The sequence below is a fragment of the Plantactinospora sp. BB1 genome, assembly GCF_003030385.1.
In the GTDB taxonomy this organism is placed as follows: domain Bacteria; phylum Actinomycetota; class Actinomycetes; order Mycobacteriales; family Micromonosporaceae; genus Plantactinospora.
In genome coordinates this window covers 5,484,548-5,502,976 of sequence record NZ_CP028159.1, presented here as the reverse complement: position 1 = coordinate 5,502,976, position 18,429 = coordinate 5,484,548, and the positions used below count along the sequence as shown (strand labels likewise).

The following is an 18,429-nucleotide window of genomic DNA, read 5'->3' as shown; positions in this document are numbered from 1 at the left end:
GTGTGAGGGGTAACCGGGTTGCATGTGTGTTGGGCTCCTTGGCCTGCACTCAGCGCATGTATGAAATTACCGAGGGGGTATCTCCGGGGACAGGTCACTGCCCCGAGCGTCCGGCAGCGTACCTAATCAACGCCACTTTGGTGGCCCGCTCGCCGCCCGACATGCCGATCGTGATCGACACCGCGCTCTCCGGTGACGCCGCGCGGGTCGCGCCGCCGGGGAGTCGGCCTGACCTGCCCGGTAGGGTGCTGGGGTGACTGAGCCCGTGTCGGCAGCCCGCGTCGTCGTCCTCGTCTCCGGCTCCGGGAGCAACCTCCAGGCCCTCCTCGACGCCTGCGCGGACCCGGCGTACGGCGTCCGGGTGGTCGCCGTCGGCGCGGACCGGGACGGCATCGCCGGGCTCGACCGGGCCGCCTCGGCCGGGGTACCCACCTTCGTCGATCCGGTCCGGGCGTATCCGACGCGCGAGGAGTGGGACCGGGCGCTCACCGCACACGTCGCCGAGTACGAACCCGACCTGGTCGTCTCGGCCGGCTTCCTCAAGCTGGTCGGCCCGCACTTCCTGGCGGCCTTCGGCGACCGGTACGTCAACACGCACAACTCGCTGCTGCCCGCCTTTCCCGGCATGCACGGCCCGCGCGACGCCCTCGGCTACGGGGTGAAACTCGCCGGGGCCACCCTGTTCTTCGTCGACGCCGGTGTCGACACCGGGCCGATCATCGCCCAGGTGGCCGTGCCGGTGCTCGACGACGACGACGAGGAGACCCTCACCGAGCGGATCAAGGTGGCCGAGCGACGGCAGCTCGTCACGCAGGTCGGCCGGCTGCTCCGGGAGGGTTGGACGATCACTGGAAGGAAGGTCACGATCGGAGTGAGCGACACGAGTTCCGGCGCGGACGGCCGGCGGCCGATCAGGCGCGCGCTGCTCAGCGTCTACGACAAGACCGGGCTGGTCGAGCTGGCCCGGGCGCTGCACGACGCCGGAGTCGAGATCGTCTCCACCGGCAGCACGGCGACGACCATCGAGGGGGCCGGGATCCCGGTCACCCCGGTCGAGACGCTGACCGGGTTCCCCGAGGTGCTCGACGGCCGGGTCAAGACGCTGCACCCGAAGGTGCACGCCGGGCTCCTGGCCGACCTGCGGCTGGAACGGCACGCGGCGCAGCTCGGCGAGCTGGGCATCGCCCCGTTCGACCTGCTGGTGTCGAACCTCTACCCGTTCACCGAGACGGTGGCGTCCGGCGCGGACTTCGACGCGTGCGTCGAGCAGATCGACATCGGTGGGCCGGCGATGGTCCGGGCGGCGGCGAAGAACCACGCCTCGGTCGCGGTGGTGACGTCGGTGTCGGCGTACCCGTCGGTGCTGGCCGCCCTGGCCGACGGCGGTTTCAGCGCCGGGCAGCGCCAGCAGCTCGCGGCCCGCGCCTTCGCCGACATCGCCGAGTACGACGTGGCGGTGGCGAACTGGTTCGCGGTGCGGACCGGGCCGGCGGAGCAGGAGTGGCCGACCTTCGCCGGTCAGGTGCTGACCGCGCCGACCCCGCTGCGGTACGGCGAGAACCCGCACCAGGCGGCGGTGCTCTACGTCGACCCGGCCTCCCCGCCCGGGCTGGCCCAGGCCGAGCAGTTGCACGGCAAGGAGATGTCCTACAACAACTACGTCGACGCGGACGCGGCCTGGCGGGCGGTGAACGACTTCGCCGACCGGCCGGCGGTGGCGATCATCAAGCACGCCAACCCGTGCGGCATCGCGATCGGTGCCGACGTGGCGCAGGCGCACCGCCGGGCGCACGCCTGCGACCCGGTCTCCGCGTTCGGCGGGGTGATCGCGGTTAACCGGCCGGTCTCGGTCGAGATGGCGCAGCAGGTCGCCGAGGTCTTCACCGAGGTACTGGTGGCACCCGACTTCGAGCCGGGTGCGGTGGACGTACTCTCCGGCAAGAAGAACATCCGGCTGCTGCGCGCGCCCGCCTGGGCGCCGTACCCGGCGGAGTGGCGCCCGGTCAGCGGGGGCGCGCTGGTGCAGATGGCCGACCGGGTGGACGCGCCCGGTGACGATCCGGCCGGCTGGCGGCTGGTCACCGGGGAGCCGGCCGACGAGTCGACCCTGGCCGATCTCGCCTTCGCCTGGCGGGCCGTCCGGGCGGTGAAGAGCAACGCGATCCTGCTCGCCGCCGAGGGTGCGACCGTCGGGGTCGGGATGGGTCAGGTGAACCGGGTCGACTCGGCGCACCTGGCGGTCTCCCGGGCCGGTGCCGAGCGGGCCCGGGGCGCGGTCGCCGCCTCGGACGCGTTCTTCCCGTTCCCGGACGGGCTCCAGGTGCTGATCGACGCCGGGGTCCGGGCGGTCGTCCAGCCCGGCGGCTCGGTGCGGGACGAGGAGGTCGTCGCGGCGGCGACGGCGGCCGGGATCACCATGTACCTCACCGGCACCCGGCACTTCTTCCACTGACCGCCCCTGACGTGCGGTCAGCCGACCCGCAGCACGAGACTGCCGGTCGCGCCACTGGACCGGCTGGCCCGTACGGTCCAGCAGCCGGCGGCGGGGAAGTTCCATCCGGTGCCCCACTCGTCACCCGGCCTGGTCCAGGTACTGCCGTCGTGTCGGGTCGGGCCCCAGACCGGCTCGACGGTGACCCCGTCCGGGCCGGTGGCCTGGACGCTGAAGCTTCCGGAGCCGGTCATCCGCCAGACGATCTTCTCCTCCCGGCCGCTGTGCAGGCTCGGGCCACCGCGTGGGAACAGCAGGGCCCAGAACGAGTGTCCGGTGTCCGCGACCCCTGGCACCTCGGTCGCCACCCCGGTGGCGGCCGGGCAGGTGGCGCCCGGATCGGCCACGCCCGCCGCGCGGCTTCCCGTCGGGCCGACGGTGGGCGGCGGTTCCGCACCACACCCGGCCAGCGGAACCGCCAGGGCGAGCAGAACCATCGTCACGGGTACGACTCTTCGTGCCATGTAGGGGAGAGGCCGGAAACCATTGTGTGGTTCCCGGCCTCTCCACCGTCGCCGTACCGGTCGGTCCGGCGACGCTCCTCCCGGACAGTGTCCGAACTGGAGACTGTCGAGCTGCCCCGCTTGTGCTCCCGCCGGTGTAGGCGACGCGATGTCGGGATTGTCGCGCCCCGCCTGCGCACCCAGCTCGACAGCCTCCGCCAGAGGTAGGCACGACCAGGCCGACGGCCGCCCGGTCGGAACCAGGGCCCGCCGGCCGGAGCGGGCGGTCAGGAGACGACGTGCTGCTTGAGTTCGGCGAAGTGGCAGGCGGACGGGTGCGGCTCGACGGCACGGAGGACGAGCTGCGGCTCCTGGGTGGCGCAGATCTCCTGCGCCTTCCAGCACCGGGTGCGGAACCGGCAGCCCGAGGGCGGGTTGGCCGGCGACGGCACGTCACCGTCGAGCCGGATGACCTCGCGGTGCGCCCGGGCCTTCGGGTCCGGCACCGGCACCGCCGAGAGCAGCGCCTGGGTGTACGGATGCGTCGGCCGCTCGTAGATCTCGTCCTCGGTACCGATCTCCACGATCTTGCCCAGGTACATCACCGCGACCCGGTCGGCGATGTGCCGCACCACGGACAGGTCGTGCGCGATGAAGATGTAGGAGAGCCCGAGTTCGTCCTGGAGGCTCTCCAGCAGGTTGATCACCTGCGCCTGGATCGAGACGTCCAGCGCCGACACCGGCTCGTCACAGACGATGATCTCCGGCTTGAGCGCCAACGCCCGGGCGATCCCGATCCGCTGCCGCTGCCCGCCCGAGAACTGGTGCGGATAGCGGTTGATGTGCTCCGGGTTCAACCCGACCAGGTCCAGCAGCTCCTGCACCCGCTGCCGGCGGGAAGCGCGCGGCGCCGCGTCCGGGTGGATGTCGAACGGCTCGCCGATGATGTCGCCGACCGTCATCCTCGGGTTCAGCGAGGTGTACGGGTCCTGCATGACCATCTGCACGTTCCGGCGCATCCGGCGCAGTTCCCCGCCGGAGAGCTTGAACAGGTCCCGGCCCTCCAGCATCGCCCGGCCCGAGGTCGGCGTCTCCAGCCGCATCAGCAGCTTGGCCAGGGTCGACTTGCCGCAGCCGGACTCGCCGACGATGCCGAGGGTCTCGCCCCGGTTCAGTTCGAAGCTGACCCCGTCGACCGCCTTGACGGCGCCGATCTGCCGCTTGAAGACGATGCCCTGGGTGATCGGGAAGTGCTTGACGACGTTCTCGACCCGCAGCACGGTCTCGCCGCGCGGCTTGGCCGGGCTGGTCTGCTGGTCAGAGGGTGCCATCGAGGACCTCCTGGGCGAAGTGGCAGGCGCTGGTCCGGCCGTTGCCGAGCGACCGGCTCGTTGGCACGACGTCGACGCACTCCTGTCGGGCGTACGGGCAGCGCGGGTGGAACGGGCATCCACTGGGGATGCGCATCAGGTTGGGCGGCAGCCCCTTGATGGTGGTCAGCCGCTGGCCCTTGAGGTCGAGCCGGGGAATCGACTCCAGCAACCCCTTGGTGTACGGGTGTGCCGGTGCCTCGTACAGCGAGTGCACGTCGGCGTGCTCGACGATCCGGCCGGCGTACATCACGGCGATCCGGTCGGCGACGTCGGCGACCACCCCGAGGTCGTGGGTGATCAGGATCATCGCCATGTTCAGGTCCCGGCGCAGTTCGCCGAGCAGGTCCATGATCTGCGCCTGCACGGTCACGTCCAGCGCGGTGGTGGGCTCGTCGGCGATCAGCACCGCCGGGTCCAGCGCCAGCGACATCGCGATCATGACGCGCTGGCGCATGCCGCCGGAGAACTGGTGCGGGTAGTCCCCGATCCGCTGCTTCGCGGCCGGGATCTTGACCAGTTCCATCAGCTCGATCGCCCGGCGCTTGGCCTGGGCCCGGGACATTCCCTCGCGCAGCCGCAGCATCTCGCCGATCTGCCAGCCGACCGGGAAGACCGGGTTCAGCGCGGAGAGCGCATCCTGGAAGATCATCGAGATCTGCTTGCCGCGTACCTTCCGGCGCTCCTCCTCGCCGAGCTTCAGCAGGTCGGTACCGCGGTAGAGGATCTGGCCGGACGGGATGACCGCCGGCGGCATGTCCAGGATGCCCATGATCGCCTGGGCGGTCACCGACTTGCCGGAGCCCGACTCGCCGAGTACCGCCAGGGTCTCCCCGGCGTCCAGGTGGTACGAGACGCCGTTGATCACCTTGGCGACGCCGTCCCGGGTGCGGAACTCGACGAAGAGGTCCCGTACCTCCAGCAGGTGCCCGCCGTCGTCCCCGGCCGGCCGCCGGTCGCCGAGTCCGCTTCGTTCGTTCAGGTAAACCGTCATGTGGTCACCGCAGCTTCGGGTCGAAGGCGTCGCGGATCGCGTCGCCGAGCATGATGAAGGCCAGTACGGTCAGCGCCAGGAAGGTCGAGGGCACCACCAGCGGGACCGCCGACTCCCGCATGTGCGTCCGCCCGGCGTCGATGTCGATGCCCCAGGAGATGGTCGGGGCCTTCAGGCCGATGCCGAGGAAGGAGAGCGTCGCCTCGGCGGCGATGAACGAGCCGAGTGCGATGGTCAGCACCACGATCACCGGGGCCAGCGAGTTGGGCAGGATGTGTCGCCACATGGTCCGGCCGTTGCCGGCGCCGAGCATCCGGGCCGCCGCCACGTAGTCCTGCTGCTTGGCGCTGATCACCGAAGAGCGGATCACCCGGGCGGCGGTGGTCCAGCCGAGGATCGCGAGTACGAAGATCACCGCGACGATCCGGACGTTCGGGCTGTCGCTGCTGATCCGCTTGAGCATCACGATCGCGGCGAGCAGCAGCGGGATGCCGAGGACCACGTCGATCACCCGGGAGAGCGCCGCGTCGACCCACCGGCCGAAGTAGCCGGCGAGCATGCCGACGGTGATCGCGATCAGCCCGGTGACCAGTGCGGAGAAGGCGCCGACCAGCAGCGACGCCCGGGCACCGAAGACGGCGCGGGCGTAGATGTCGCAGCCCTGGAAGTCGTACCCGAACGGGGCGCCGCCGCCGGGGCCGGCGTGCTGCCGGGCGAGCGTGCAGTCGTGCGGGTCGTTCGCGGTGAAGAGGCCGGGGACGGCCGCCATCGCGGTGACGGCGAGGACCAGTACCAGGGAGATCCAGAAGATCGGGTTGCGGCGCAGGTCGCGCCAGGCGTCGCCGGCCAGGCTGCGCGGCCGGGCGGCCGGGTCGGTCCCGGCCTTGCCGCCGGCCGTCCCGGCCGCGGCGACAGTCTCAAGCTCACTCATGCCTGTTGATCCCTCACTCGTACCGGATGCGGGGGTCGAGGACGGCGTAGAGGACGTCCACCACGAGGTTCGACACCAGATAGACCACGACCAGCACGCTGACCAGGCCGACCACCAGCGGGCCGTCCTCGGTCTTGATGCCGCGGAAGAGGTTGAACCCGACGCCCGGGATGTTGAAGACACCCTCGGTGATGATCGCGCCGCTCATCAGGTTGCCGAGTTCGACGCCGAGGAAGGTGATCACCGGGATCAGCGAGTTCCGGAGTACGTGCACGCTGACGATGCGGCGCACCGGCAGCCCCTTGGCCTTCGCGGTCCGTACGTAGTCGGAGCGCAGGTTCTCGGCGACCGAGGTACGGGTCAGCCGCAGCGCGGTGGCCAGCGACAGGGAGCCGAGCACGATGCCGGGCAGCAGCAGGGCGTAGATGCTGGGATCGGAGCCGGCGGTCGGCGGGAAGAGCGGCAGCTTGACGCCGAGGAAGTACTGGGCGAGCGGCGCCAGCACGATGGTCGGGATGCCGAGCACCAGCAGGGTCAGCGCCAGGGTGGCGTTGTCGAAGATGCCGCCCCGGCGAAGCCCGGCGATGACCCCGGCGGTGACGCCGACCACGATCGCCACCAGCAGTCCGATGATCGCGAGCTTCACCGTGACCGGCCAGGCCTGGGCCAGCATGTCGCCGATCTCCCGGCCGGTGAGCGAGTCACCGAGGTCGCCCCGGAGCAGGTTGCCGACGTAGTCGAAGTAGCGGTAGAAGAACCCACCGACACCGGTCTGGTCGAGGTGGAACTTCTCGGTCAGGTACGCCCGCTGCGCCTCGCTGACCGGGCGCTCACCGGCGAGTGCCTGGATGGGGTCACCCTGTCCGGCGAACATCAGCGCGTAGACGATCAGAGTGGTCCCGAAGAAGGCCAGGACCATCTGAAGCAGGCGCCGCACGATGTAGCGGAACATGCTGCTTACTCTCCGTGGGGATGGCTGGGGCGCGGTGTGCGGGAAACGGTCCGGGCCACCCGAGGAGTTACCGGGTGGCCCGGACCGGCCGTGCGGTCAGCTCAGCTGACGACCTCGATCTTGGTCATGTCGACGACCTGGAAGAGGTCGACCTCGACGTTCTTGACCCGGGTCGAGTGCGCGTAGACGTTCTGGCCGAACCGGAGCGGGATCACCGGCATCTCGGCGGCCAGGATGTCCTCGGCCTGCTGGTACTTCTTGACCGCCTCGTCCGCGGTCGCGGCCGTCGTACCCTCCTGCACCAGCCGGTCGAACTCCGGGTTGCTGTACCCGTAGTAGTTCGACGAGCCGTTGGTGGTGTACAGCGGGCCGAGGTAGTTCTCCATGGACGGGTAGTCCATCAGCCAGCCCAGCCGGATCAGGCCGACCGGCTGCTTGTTGTCGACCTTGGTCAGCAGGTCCGAGAACTTCGGCTCGGCGACACCCACGCACTCCACGCCCAGGTTGGCCTTGAGCTGGTTGCAGGTCGCGTCGACCCAGTCCTTGTGCCCGCCGTCACCGTTGTAGGTGATCTTCAGCTCGCTCGGTCCACCCGCGGCCTGGTAGAGCTCCTTGGCCTTGCCCGGGTTGAACTCGCAGGCCTCGCCGCAGGTGTCGTCGCGGTAGCCGGCGACCACCGGGGAGACGAACGAGCGCGCCGAGATCTGCGACCCCTTGAAGATGGACTTGCTGATCTCGTCCCGGTCGATCGCCATGGAGACGGCCTTGCGGACGTCCGGCTTGCTGAACTCCTCCTCGAACGTGGGGAAGGCCACGAACTGGAAGGAGGAGGCCGGGCTCTGCTTGAACCGGTCACCGAGGTCGGTGGCCGCGGTGCTCAGGTTCTCGGTCGGGACGGTCACGTCCACGTCGAGGTTGTCCGAGAGCACGTCCGCGTACGCGGCGGTGAGCTGCTGGTAGATCCGGAACTCGGCACCGGCGACCTTCGGCTTCTCGCCCGGGTACGCGTCGTAGCGCTCGACCTCGACCTTGGCGTCGTGCTGCCAGGTGCCCTTCATCTTGAAGGGGCCGTTGCCGATCGGGGCGTCCTCGAAGCCGTCCTTGATCACGCCGGGTGCCGAGAAGGCGGCGGCCGGCAGCGGGTAGAACGCGGTGTAGCCGAGCACGGTCTTGAACTCGGTGTACGGCTTGGCCAGCGTCACCGTGAAGGTCAGGTCGTCGACCTTCTTCAGCCCGCTCATCGTGGTCGCCTTCGGCTCCGGCGCCTTCTGCGGGCCGTCGCCGTCCGGGTCCTCGGACTGGAGGTCCTCGTAGCCGGCGATCTTCTCGAAGAAGTAGCTGTTGCCCTGCCCGTTCGGCGCGTAGGCGCCGTAGTTCCAGGCGTTGATGTAGCTGTCCGCGGTCACCTTCTCGCCGTTGTGGAAGGTGTAGCCGTCCTTCAGCTTGATCGTCCAGGTCACGTTGTCGGTCGAGTTCACGGACTCGGCGGCGACCTCGAACGGCTTGTTCTGCTCGTCGTAGTCGACCAGCGGGGTGAACAGGGCGGAGAGCACCTGGTTACCGCTCGACTCGTTGGTGTTGGTCGGGATCAGGTGCTGCGGTTCCGCGATCTGGATCGAAACCGTCGCATTCGGGTCGCTCTCCCCCGAGTCGCCGCCCCCGCCACAGGCCACGAGGCCGAGGGTCGCGGCAAGGGGGAGGGCGGTCCAGGCAGCGAGCCTACGAACCTGCATTGAGCCTCCTCGTCTCCTTACGCTGAGCAGCCGTCCCCACACAGAGGTAACGCTGTGCAACGCTCGGCAAAGGTAGGTCGGAGCAGGACCCCTGGCCAAACTGGATGATTACGAGTCAGTAACACAGCCCCCCGACAGGACTTGCACATATGCCGGGTGAGCTGCTATCGGAAGGCTGGCCCGGCCGATCCGCAGATTCGGTCATCCGGAACTTATCCGGCCCAACGGTACGGGCTGGGCGGTGTGAGCCGGGCAACGCCGCCTCGGAGATTAATCCGTATTCGCCCTGATCGCGTCTTCCATATTGTGGACAACTCCACAAGATCTCACTGAGCGTGACTAAGAACACGGCTACGTATAGTTAGCATCCCGTGCCGGTCGCCCGGCCGAAGGGGCCTTGGCCGAGTGGCCGATCCCGGTACCGACCAGCCGGGTGCCGGGCCGACCCGCCGTACCGCGTGAGACGATCTGGCTGTGACGGCGACCCTTCTCGACGGCAAAGCGACCGCGGCACACATCAAGGACGAACTCCGGGACCGGGTGAAGGCGCTCGCCGATCGGGGCGTCGTGCCGGGGCTGGGCACCGTACTGGTCGGCGAGGATCCCGGCTCCCAGGCGTACGTCAACGGCAAGCACCGGGACTGCGCCGAGGTCGGCATCGCCTCGATCCGCCGCGAGCTGCCGGCCGACGCCACCCAGGAACAGGTCGACGCCACGGTCGCCGAACTCAACGCCGACCCGGCCTGCCACGGCTACATCGTGCAGCTCCCGCTCCCGGCGCAGCTCGACACCCAGCGGGTGCTGGAGATGATCGACCCGGACAAGGACGCCGACGGGCTGCACCCGGTCAACCTCGGCCGGTTGGTGCTCGGCTATCCCGGGCCGCTGCCCTGCACCCCGCGCGGCATCGTCGAGCTGCTGCGCCGGCACGACGTGCCGCTGCGCGGCGCCGAGGTGGCGGTGGTCGGCCGGGGCAACACCGTCGGCCGGCCGCTCGGGCTGCTGCTGACCCGACGCAGCGAGAACGCCACCGTGACGCTCTGCCACACCGGCACCCTCGACCTGGCCGCGCACACCCGGGCCGCCGACATCGTGATCGTGGCGGCCGGCGTGCCGGGACTGCTCACCGCCGACATGGTCCGGCCGGGCGCGGTGGTGGTCGACGTCGGGATCACCCGGGTGATCGGTGCGGACGGCAAGGGCCGCTACACCGGGGACGTCGGTCCGGACGTCGCCGAGGTGGCCGGCAAGCTGGTACCGATGCCGGGCGGGGTCGGCCCGATGACCCGGGCGATGCTGCTGGCCAACGTGGTGGAGCGGGCCGAGGCCGGGCTGGAGTCCGCCGAGCAGGGCTGAGGTCGGCGCCCGGTCCCGCCCGTCCGGCGGATGTGAGCGACGGCAGGCAATTCCGCCCCTGGCCAAAACCGAACACTCCTGACTGATACCGTCCGGAAATAACCAGACGGGTATCAGGGAGTGGGACGACCATGGGCAAAAAGGTCACCGTAGTCGGTGCCGGCTTCTACGGCTCGACGACCGCGCAGCGCCTGGCGGAGTACGACGTCTTCGACACTGTCGTGATCACCGACATCATCGAGGGCAAGCCCGAGGGCATCGCGCTGGACCTCAACCAGTCGCGCCCGGTCGAGGGCTTCGAGACCAAGGTCGTCGGCGTGACGACCGGCAAGGGCGGCGAGGGCTACGAGCAGATCGAGGGCTCCGACGTCGTCGTGATCACCGCCGGGCTGCCCCGCAAGCCGGGCATGAGCCGGATGGACCTGCTGGAGACCAACGCCCGGATCGTCCGCCAGGTCGCCGAGAACGTCGCCAAGTACGCCCCGAACGCCGTGGTCATCGTCGTCTCCAACCCGCTGGACGAGATGACCGCGCTGGCCCAGATCGCCACCCAGTTCCCCAGGAACCGGGTGCTCGGCCAGGCCGGCATGCTCGACACCGCCCGGTTCACCAACTTCGTCGCCGAGGCTCTCGGCGTGAAGGTCGGCTCGGTCCGGACCCTCACCCTCGGCTCGCACGGCGACACGATGGTGCCGGTGCCGTCCCGCAGCACCGTGGACGGCAAGCCGCTGCGCGACGTGATGCCGGCGGAGCAGATCGAGGAGCTGGTGGTACGCACCCGCAACGGCGGAGCCGAGGTGGTCGCGCTGCTCAAGACCGGTTCGGCGTACTACGCGCCGTCGGCCGCCGCCGCCCGGATGGCCCGGGCCGTGGCCACCGACTCCGGCGAGGTCATGCCGGTCTGCGCCTGGGTCGACGGCGAGTTCGGCATCTCCGGGGTCTACCTGGGTGTCGAGGCGGAGATAGGCCGGGAGGGCGTACGCCGGATCGTGGAGACGCCGCTGGACGCCGACGAGATCGAGAGCCTGAAGGCCGCCGCGGAGGCGGTCCGGGCCAAGCAGGCCGACGTCGCCAACATGTGATCGATCAGCACTACGGCGGGGCCCGGCGTGTCCGTACGCCGGGCCCCGCCTGCTTCCTCCCGTTCCGAGCCCGCCGGACCGCCGGTCAGCGCAGCGGGAAGGAGTCCTGGTGCTCGGTCACCTGATAGGTCGGGCCGGTGCTCGCCCGGCTGCGCGCGGCGGCGGTGGCGGCCGGGCCCTCCTGGCTGAGCACCGAGATGCCCGGCTCACCGGCGAGCACGACGAACTCGGCGGCGGTCCGCACCGTGGCGGTGGGCGCCCAGACGGTGTCGACCAGCCGCAACGAGCTGAGCATCCGCTCCGGGGTCACGTCGCAGACCAGGTAGCCGCGCTGGTTGTCGATGTACTTCCAGTGCGGGCTCTCCGCCATGATCGGGTCGTACGTGCGGTGGAAGGCGGCGGTGTCCGGGTTGCCGCCCGAGGTGATCGACGTACCGGTGATCTCGGCGCCGACCACCGGTGAGGCCGGGTCGTCGAAGTCCGGCTTCAGGTCACAGACCCAGGTGCAGTGCCGGTCCCCGGTCAGCACCACCGGGTTGGCCACCTGGCCGGAGCCGAAGAACTCCAGCAGCCGGCGGCGCTGCGCCCGGTAGCCGTCCCAGTTGTCCAGGTCGAAGGTCTGCCCCGGACCGGCCTGCCGGTCGTTGGACGCCCACATCACCTGGTTGGCCAGCAGGTTCCAGCGGCTGCCGGCCGACCGCATCCCGTGCACCAGCCAGCGCTCCTGCTCCGGCCCGGTCATCGACAGCTCCGGGTTCTGCGCGTCGGCGAGGGTGGCCGGCTGGTCGCTGCGGTACTGCCGGGTGTCCAGCACGTGCACGCTGGCCAGGTCGCCGAAGCGGAACCGGCGGTAGAGCCGCAGGTCCAGGCCGCGGGGCAGGGCCGACCGGCGCAGCGGCATGTGCTCGTAGTACGCCTGGAAGGCGGCTCTGCGGCGTTCCCGGAACGCTTCCGGGGTCTGCTGGGCCGGATCCTGCGGGATCTCGTCGGCCCAGTTGTTGTCCAGCTCGTGGTCGTCGAAGGTGACCACCCACGGGAACGCCGCGTGCGCCCGTTGCAGGTCAGGGTCGGTCTTGTACTGCGCGTGCTGGTTGCGGTAGTCGGTCAGCGAGTACGGCTCGTCGGTGCCCTGGTGCACCCGGTACGCCGCCGGATTCGGCCGGTTCTCGTAGATGTAGTCGCCGAGGAACGCCACGAAGGCGAGCTCCTCCTCGGCCAGGTGCTGGTGCGCGGTATACGCCCCGGCCTGGTAGTCCTGGCAGCTCGCGAACGCGAACCGCAGTCGCCGGGGCCGGGCGTGCGCCGCCGGTGCGGTCCGGGTACGGCCGACCGGGGAGTTTTCCCGACCGACCCGGAACCGGTAGTGGTACTCGGCGTCGGCGCGCAGCCCGGAGACCTCCACGTGCACCGAGTGGGCCAGCTCGGTCACGGCGAGCGCGGTGCCCCGGCGACGGATCCGGCGGAACCGCTCGTCCTCGGCGACCTCCCAGTGCACCGGTACCGGCCGGTCCGGCATGCCGCCGCCGAGCAGCGGCTGCGGGGCGAGGCGGGTCCAGAGCACCACGCCGTCCGGCAGCGGGTCACCGGAGGCGACCCCGAGGGTGAAGAGGCCGGTCGGCAGCGGTCCGCCGGCATGGGACGGGATGTGTGCCGCCGCCCCCGTCTGGTCGAGCAGCATCGGTCCGACCACCAGGCCGGCGGTCGCGGCACCGGCCGCCGAGACGAAGCGTCGGCGGTTGAACGGGTACGCAGGAGTCATGCCCTCGATGCTGCGCAGCTGGGGCGAAGCATGCCACCGGTAACAATCGACCTGAAGCAGTACTACAGCGGAACGAAGGGTGTACTCAGGTGCGGGGTGCCGAGCGTGCCGGCCGGCCGGGCGGCCAGCTCGGCGAGGAGCCGCTCCCGGGAGGCGCGGGCGGTGACCGGGTCGTCCTCGTGCGCGTACGGCAGCTCGGGCGCGACCAGTTGCACCGCGTGCACCAGTAGGTCGCCGGTGAGCAGCAGCGCCTGGTCGGAGTGCTCGACCAGCACCGACTGGTGCCCGGGGGTGTGGCCGGGGGTGGCGACGATCCGTACCCCGGGAGCGAGCCGCAGGTCGCCGTCGAGCGCGTCGAGCTGTCCGGCGGCGGTGAGCGGGTCGAGCAGGTAGCCGGCCACCCCGGAGGGGTCGTGTCGGCGGAACGCCGCGATCTCGGCCCGTTGCAGCAGATAGCGGGCGTTGCCGAAGTACGGCGTACCCGGATCTCCGGTGACCGCCCAGCCGACGTGGTCGGTGTGCAGGTGGGTGAGTACCACGGTGTCGACCTGCTCCGGCGCGATGCCGGCGGCGGCGAGTTCGGCCGGCAGCCGGCCGGGGACCGGGGCCCAGCTCCGGGCGGGGGCGTCGGCCGGGCCGATGCCGGCGTCGACCAGGATCACCCGGCCGGCGGCGGGGCCGTCGTCGAAGCGGAGCGCGAAGCAGCGGAACGGCAGTCGCCACTGCCCGTCGGCGGTCACCGCGCCCGGGTCGCGTTCGTCGGCCAGCCGCCAGTGTGCGGCGGTGGCGGTCGGGAACGCCTCGGTGCGGGGCTGGAAGAACAGCCCCTCGGCGTCCGGCAGCGCGACGACGGTGACCGGGCCCACGGAACGGCTGAGCATGGCAGGCAGTGTACGGGCGCCCGGCGCTCTCCAGTACGCTCGTACTGCTAGAGCAGATGTCCCGGAGAGGAGCGTCGCCCGATGGCGAAGATCAAGGTTACGAATCCGGTGGTAGAACTCGACGGCGACGAGATGACCCGGATCATCTGGAAGCAGATCCGCGATCAGCTGATCCTGCCGTACCTCGACGTCGACCTGCACTACTACGACCTGTCGATCCAGTACCGCGACGAGACCGACGACCAGGTGACGGTCGACGCGGCGAACGCGATCAAGCAGCACGGGGTCGGCGTGAAGTGCGCCACCATCACCCCGGACGAGGCCCGGGTGGAGGAGTTCGGCCTCAAGAAGATGTGGCGTTCGCCGAACGGCACCATCCGGAACATCCTCGGCGGCGTGGTCTTCCGCGAGCCGATCATCATGTCCAACGTGCCCCGGCTGGTACCGGGCTGGACCAAGCCGATCATCATCGGCCGGCACGCGCACGGCGACCAGTACAAGGCGACCGACTTCGTGGTGCCGGGGCCGGGCACGGTCACCATCACCTACACCCCGACCGACGGCGGCGCCCCGGTCGAGATGGAGGTGGCGAACTTCCCCGGTGGCGGCGTCACGATGGGGATGTACAACTTCGACGACTCGATCCGGGACTTCGCCCGGGCCTCGTTCCGGTACGGCCTGGACCGTGGCTACCCGGTCTACCTCTCCACCAAGAACACCATCCTCAAGGCGTACGACGGCCGGTTCAAGGACATCTTCGCCGAGGTCTTCGAGGCGGAGTTCAAGTCGGACTTCGACGCCGCCGGGATCACCTACGAGCACCGGCTGATCGACGACATGGTCGCCGCCGCGCTGAAGTGGGAGGGCGGCTTCGTCTGGGCCTGCAAGAACTACGACGGTGACGTGCAGTCCGACACCGTCGCGCAGGGCTTCGGCTCGCTGGGCCTGATGACCTCGGTGCTGATGACCCCGGACGGCCGTACGGTCGAGGCCGAGGCGGCGCACGGCACGGTCACCCGGCACTACCGGCAGTGGCAGAAGGGCGAGAAGACCTCGACCAACCCGATCGCCTCGATCTTCGCCTGGACCCGGGGCCTCGCGCACCGGGGCAAGCTGGACGGCACCCCCGAGGTGAGCCGGTTCGCCGAGGCGCTGGAGCAGGTCTGCGTGGAGACCGTCGAGGGTGGCCAGATGACCAAGGACCTGGCCCTGCTGATCTCCCGGGACGCCCCGTGGCTGACCACCGACGAGTTCATGGCCGCGCTCGACCGGAACCTGGCGAAGAAGCTCGGCGCCTGACGTTCTCGCATCCGGTGGGCGTCGACGACCCGTGGTCCTTCCCACGGCGTCGACGTCCACCGGGCGACCGGCTCGGCGACGTCCAAGAACGGTTGGTTTGTGCCGTTACTGTCCGGGGGGCGCCCTCGTTGGACAGGGTGGACGTGATGCCAGTCGCGTCCAGGAAGACCGGCCCGGTCGAGGCCGCCGCGAGAGGTCCGTACCGGATGGAGCGGTCTTCCCGGCTGTTGCGCACAGCCGGCCGTCCCTTCCCTGCGGGGGGCCCTGTCCCGGGCCCCCCGCGCCCTCGTTCCTGACCGATGTCGAGCCCTTCGCGGCCGGACCAGGGGGTTACTCCTCGATCGGGCCGAGCGTCACCCGCCCGTCCTCGGCCACCTGCCAGCCCGGGTTGTGCGCGACCTCCCAGAGCAGCTCGTTCGGGTCCGAGAAGTAGCCGTGGTATCCGCCGAAGGCGGCGTTCCGGCCGGACTTGACGATCGTGGCGCCGGCGGCGGCAGCCTGCGCGAGTACCCGGTCGACCTCGGCCGGGCTCGCCACGTTGTGCGACAGGGTGAAGCCGGTCGGTGCCGGCAGCAGCGCCCCTGCGGTACCGAGGTCGGCGGCGAACGCCTCCGCCTCGAAGAGCCCGAGCACCACCCCCGGAGCCACCTGGAAGAAGAGGATCTCGTCCGGTACGTCCAGGGTCGGGGTCCAGCCCAGCCCCTCGACGTAGAAGTCCCGGGCCCGGTCGAGATCCCGGGTGGCCACCGTGACGAAGTGCACGCGTTGTTCCATGACCAGTCATTGTCCAGACCGACGCGGACGGTGGTGCCGGTTTGCCGAGCCCGGCGCCGGAGTGCGGCGGTCAGGCCAGTTTCCGGAACTCGGCCAGCCCGCCGTCGAAGAGGAAGTCGGCGGTCTGGGTCAGCACGATCGCGATCAGGTCCCGGTGCGGGTCGGTGAACCAGGCGGTGCCGTAGCCGCCGGTCCAGCCGTAGCCGCCCGGGACCGCGGAGGCCTCGTCCGGGGTGACGGCGACGGAGACGCAGTAACCCCAGCCGTAGCCGTCGAGCACCGGGCCGCCGCTGGCGATCTGCTCCGGCGTCAGATGGTTGGTGGTGATCAGCTCGACCGACTCCTCCGACAGCAGCCGCCGCCCCTGGTGCACTCCTCGGCGCAGCAGCAGGCGGGCGAAGGCCAGATAGTCCGGCGCGGTCGAGACCAATCCGTTCGCGCCGGACGGAAAGACCGGCGGCGTCGCCCACTCGGCCGGACCGGAGACGTCCCGCTCGGCCAGTTCACCGGTCGCGCGGTCTTTCGCGTAGAACCCGGCCAACCGGTCGGTGTGCGCGGCCGGCACGGTGAAACCGGTGTCGACCATGCCCAGCGGCGTGAATATCCGGTCCCGGAGCACCTCCGGCAGCGGTCGGCCGGCGGCCCGGGCGACCAGCATGCCCAGCACGCCGGCGGCGGAATCGTACTGCCACCGCTCGCCCGGCTGGTGCATCAGTGGCAGGGTGCCGAAGCGCCGGAGCCACTCCACCGGCTCGTGTGGGGTGCGCGGATCGGGCGGCCCGATCGCCAGTCCAAGCTCGTCGGTGGCGGTGACGATCGGGTACGCCGGTTGGAAGCTCGGCTCGAAGATCATCCCGTGCCCCATCCGGAAGGTCAGCAGGTCCTCGACGGTGGTCGGACGCGCGGCCGGCACGGTGTCGTCGAGCGGACCGTCGAGCCGGCGGAGCACGCCGCGCCCGGCCAGCTCGGGCAGCAGCCGGTCGACCGGCTCGTCCAGCGCCAGCCGACCCTCCTCGACCAGCATCATGGTGGCGACCGCGAGCACCGGCTTGGTCATCGAGGTGATCCGGAAGATGGTGTCGGCGCGCATCGGGGCGGCGCCGCCGACCGTCAGCGTCCCGATCGGGTCGACCCACACCTGGTCGCCCCGGGCCACCACGGTGACCAGGCCGGGCAGCTCGGCATCGGCGACCCGCGCCGCCATCGCCGCGTGCAGTCTCTCCGGCCCGGTCCAGTCGGTCATGGCGGGAGCCTACGGCCCGGCACCGACAGAGCGGGTCGGGCGCAGGATCAGCCGGCGTCCCGGAGCAGTTGGGCGGCCCGCTCCGGCGCGATGTCGTTGATGAAGACCCCCATCGCCGACTCCGAGCCGGCCAGGTATTTCAGCTTGTCCGCCGCCCGCCGGATGCTGAAGACCTGGAGGTGCAGGTGCGCCAGGGCCGGGTCGGCGTGCACCGGCGCCTGGTGCCAGGCCGAGATGTACGGCAGCGGCCGGTCGAAGAGCCGGTCGAGCCGGCGCAGCAGGTCCAGGTAGAGCGGGCCGAAGGCGTCCCGCTCGGCGTCGTCCAGCGCCGGGATGTCGGGTACCGGGCGGTGCGGCGCGACGTGCACCTCGAACGGCCAGCGGGCCGCGGCCGGCACGTACGCCGTCCAGTGCTCGTTGGCCAGTACCACCCGTTCCCCGGCGGCCCGCTCGGCGGCGAGTACGTCGGCGTAGAGGTTGCGCCCGCCGGTGCGCTCCGCGTGCCGCCCGGCGGCGGCCAGCAGCGCCCGGCTGCGCGGCGGCAGGAACGGGTACGCGTAGATCTGGCCGTGCGGGTGGTGCAGGGTCACCCCGATCTCCACCCCCCGGTTCTCGAAGCAGAAGACCTGCTCCACCCCGGGCAGCCCGCGCAGCGCGGCGGTACGGTCGGCGAGCGCCTCCAGCACGGTACGCACCCGGCTCGGCGGCAGGCTGGCGAAGGACGCGGAGTGGTCGGCGGTGAAGCAGACCACCTCGCACCGCCCCGTCCCCGGCCGCACCGCCGTGTACGGGGTGATCTGGCCGGGCGGGTCGCCGGGCCGGTCGCTGAAGGCCGGGAAGCGGTTCTCGAAGACCACCACGTCGTAGTCGTACGCCGGGATCTCGCTGGATCGTTCCGGAGTGGACGGACACAGTGGGCACTGGTCGGTCGGCGGCAGGAAGATCCGGCCCTGCCGGTGCGCGGCGACCGCGACCCACTCGTCGACCAGCGGGTCGTAGCGGAGCTGCGAGGCGGGCGGCGGCAGCGGCAGGTCCCGTCGGTCCGGCCCCTCCCGGACCGCGTCCGGGTGCTCGTCGAAGTAGATCAGCTCGCGCCCGTCGGCCAGTTTGACCGCCATCCG

At 70.7% G+C, this 18,429-nt stretch carries 15 protein-coding genes; 4 read left to right on the top strand and 11 right to left on the bottom strand.

All coding sequences use genetic code 11. The features are described from left to right. Nucleotides 1-253: 253 nt before the first annotated feature. On the top strand, nt 254-2,452 hold the full coding sequence (gene purH, locus C6W10_RS23965) for a bifunctional phosphoribosylaminoimidazolecarboxamide formyltransferase/IMP cyclohydrolase (RefSeq protein WP_234361398.1): 2,199 nt from the start codon (nt 254-256) through the stop codon (nt 2,450-2,452). Nucleotides 2,453-2,469: 17 nt separating this feature from the next. Here purH and C6W10_RS23960 read toward each other — a convergent pair whose 3' ends face one another. From C6W10_RS23960 to C6W10_RS23935, 6 genes are all read right to left on the bottom strand, one after another. Next, on the bottom strand, nt 2,470-2,934 hold the full coding sequence (locus tag C6W10_RS23960) for a hypothetical protein (protein WP_107260707.1): 465 nt from the start codon (nt 2,932-2,934) through the stop codon (nt 2,470-2,472). Nucleotides 2,935-3,221: 287 nt separating this feature from the next. Beyond that, the gene (locus C6W10_RS23955; protein ID WP_107260705.1) at nt 3,222-4,265 is read right to left on the bottom strand and encodes an ABC transporter ATP-binding protein; all 1,044 of its coding nucleotides are present in this window, start codon (nt 4,263-4,265) and stop codon (nt 3,222-3,224) included. Next, the gene (locus tag C6W10_RS23950) at nt 4,252-5,298 is read right to left on the bottom strand and encodes an ABC transporter ATP-binding protein (RefSeq protein WP_107260703.1); all 1,047 of its coding nucleotides are present in this window, start codon (nt 5,296-5,298) and stop codon (nt 4,252-4,254) included. Before C6W10_RS23950 ends, C6W10_RS23955 begins: the two co-directional genes overlap by 14 nt. Before the next feature lie 4 nt (nt 5,299-5,302). Beyond that, nucleotides 5,303-6,229 carry an ABC transporter permease gene (locus C6W10_RS23945; RefSeq protein ID WP_107260701.1) on the bottom strand — a complete coding sequence of 309 codons (927 nt, stop codon included), beginning with the start codon at nt 6,227-6,229 and terminating at the stop codon, nt 5,303-5,305. A gap of 13 nt (nt 6,230-6,242) precedes the next feature. Next, on the bottom strand, nt 6,243-7,181 hold the full coding sequence (locus C6W10_RS23940) for an ABC transporter permease (protein ID WP_107260699.1): 939 nt from the start codon (nt 7,179-7,181) through the stop codon (nt 6,243-6,245). Between the two features lie 101 nt (nt 7,182-7,282). Next, on the bottom strand, nt 7,283-8,914 hold the full coding sequence (locus C6W10_RS23935; protein ID WP_107260697.1) for an ABC transporter substrate-binding protein: 1,632 nt from the start codon (nt 8,912-8,914) through the stop codon (nt 7,283-7,285). Between the two features lie 474 nt (nt 8,915-9,388). Between C6W10_RS23935 and C6W10_RS23930 the strand changes: the two genes are divergently transcribed. Further along, nucleotides 9,389-10,270 carry a bifunctional methylenetetrahydrofolate dehydrogenase/methenyltetrahydrofolate cyclohydrolase gene (locus C6W10_RS23930; RefSeq protein ID WP_107260695.1) on the top strand — a complete coding sequence of 294 codons (882 nt, stop codon included), beginning with the start codon at nt 9,389-9,391 and terminating at the stop codon, nt 10,268-10,270. A gap of 131 nt (nt 10,271-10,401) precedes the next feature. Further along, nucleotides 10,402-11,352 (top strand): malate dehydrogenase, encoded by a 951-nt coding sequence (mdh, locus tag C6W10_RS23925; RefSeq protein ID WP_107260693.1) that lies wholly within the window; start codon nt 10,402-10,404, stop codon nt 11,350-11,352. 85 nt (nt 11,353-11,437) lie between these two features. Here the strand turns inward: mdh and C6W10_RS23920 are convergent, their stop codons facing one another. Further along, nucleotides 11,438-13,111: an alkaline phosphatase gene (locus C6W10_RS23920; protein WP_107260691.1), complete on the bottom strand. Its 1,674-nt coding sequence runs from the start codon at nt 13,109-13,111 to the stop codon at nt 11,438-11,440. A gap of 62 nt (nt 13,112-13,173) precedes the next feature. After that, a complete protein-coding gene (locus C6W10_RS23915) occupies nt 13,174-13,992 on the bottom strand; it encodes an MBL fold metallo-hydrolase (RefSeq protein WP_107260690.1) in 819 nt (272 codons plus the stop codon). Nucleotides 13,993-14,073: 81 nt separating this feature from the next. On the opposite strand from C6W10_RS23915, the gene C6W10_RS23910 reads away from it, so the two are divergent. Then, a complete protein-coding gene (locus C6W10_RS23910) occupies nt 14,074-15,291 on the top strand; it encodes an NADP-dependent isocitrate dehydrogenase (RefSeq protein ID WP_107260688.1) in 1,218 nt (405 codons plus the stop codon). 330 nt (nt 15,292-15,621) lie between these two features. Here the strand turns inward: C6W10_RS23910 and C6W10_RS23905 are convergent, their stop codons facing one another. The 3 genes from C6W10_RS23905 to galT all read right to left on the bottom strand — a co-directional run bounded on the left by C6W10_RS23905 (nt 15,622) and on the right by galT (nt 18,426). Next, complete coding sequence (locus C6W10_RS23905; RefSeq protein ID WP_107260686.1) at nt 15,622-16,065, bottom strand: VOC family protein; 444 nt, start codon at nt 16,063-16,065, stop codon at nt 15,622-15,624. 70 nt (nt 16,066-16,135) lie between these two features. Beyond that, nucleotides 16,136-17,308: a serine hydrolase gene (locus C6W10_RS23900; RefSeq protein ID WP_107260684.1), complete on the bottom strand. Its 1,173-nt coding sequence runs from the start codon at nt 17,306-17,308 to the stop codon at nt 16,136-16,138. A gap of 47 nt (nt 17,309-17,355) precedes the next feature. Continuing rightward, the gene (gene galT / locus C6W10_RS23895; RefSeq protein WP_369930876.1) at nt 17,356-18,426 is read right to left on the bottom strand and encodes a galactose-1-phosphate uridylyltransferase; all 1,071 of its coding nucleotides are present in this window, start codon (nt 18,424-18,426) and stop codon (nt 17,356-17,358) included. Between the last annotated feature and the right edge of the window lie 3 nt (nt 18,427-18,429).

Coding starts and splice junctions, on each gene's coding strand:
- C6W10_RS23955 (WP_107260705.1), bottom strand. CDS start 4,265: ATGGCACCCTCTGACCAGCAGACCAGCCCGGCCAAGCCGCGCGGCGAG.
- C6W10_RS23950 (WP_107260703.1), bottom strand. CDS start 5,298: ATGACGGTTTACCTGAACGAACGAAGCGGACTCGGCGACCGGCGGCCG.
- C6W10_RS23945 (WP_107260701.1), bottom strand. CDS start 6,229: ATGAGTGAGCTTGAGACTGTCGCCGCGGCCGGGACGGCCGGCGGCAAG.
- C6W10_RS23940 (WP_107260699.1), bottom strand. CDS start 7,181: ATGTTCCGCTACATCGTGCGGCGCCTGCTTCAGATGGTCCTGGCCTTC.
- C6W10_RS23935 (WP_107260697.1), bottom strand. CDS start 8,914: ATGCAGGTTCGTAGGCTCGCTGCCTGGACCGCCCTCCCCCTTGCCGCG.
- mdh (WP_107260693.1), top strand. CDS start 10,402: ATGGGCAAAAAGGTCACCGTAGTCGGTGCCGGCTTCTACGGCTCGACG.
- C6W10_RS23920 (WP_107260691.1), bottom strand. CDS start 13,111: ATGACTCCTGCGTACCCGTTCAACCGCCGACGCTTCGTCTCGGCGGCC.
- C6W10_RS23915 (WP_107260690.1), bottom strand. CDS start 13,992: ATGCTCAGCCGTTCCGTGGGCCCGGTCACCGTCGTCGCGCTGCCGGAC.
- C6W10_RS23910 (WP_107260688.1), top strand. CDS start 14,074: ATGGCGAAGATCAAGGTTACGAATCCGGTGGTAGAACTCGACGGCGAC.
- C6W10_RS23905 (WP_107260686.1), bottom strand. CDS start 16,065: ATGGAACAACGCGTGCACTTCGTCACGGTGGCCACCCGGGATCTCGAC.
- C6W10_RS23900 (WP_107260684.1), bottom strand. CDS start 17,308: ATGACCGACTGGACCGGGCCGGAGAGACTGCACGCGGCGATGGCGGCG.
- galT (WP_369930876.1), bottom strand. CDS start 18,426: ATGGCGGTCAAACTGGCCGACGGGCGCGAGCTGATCTACTTCGACGAG.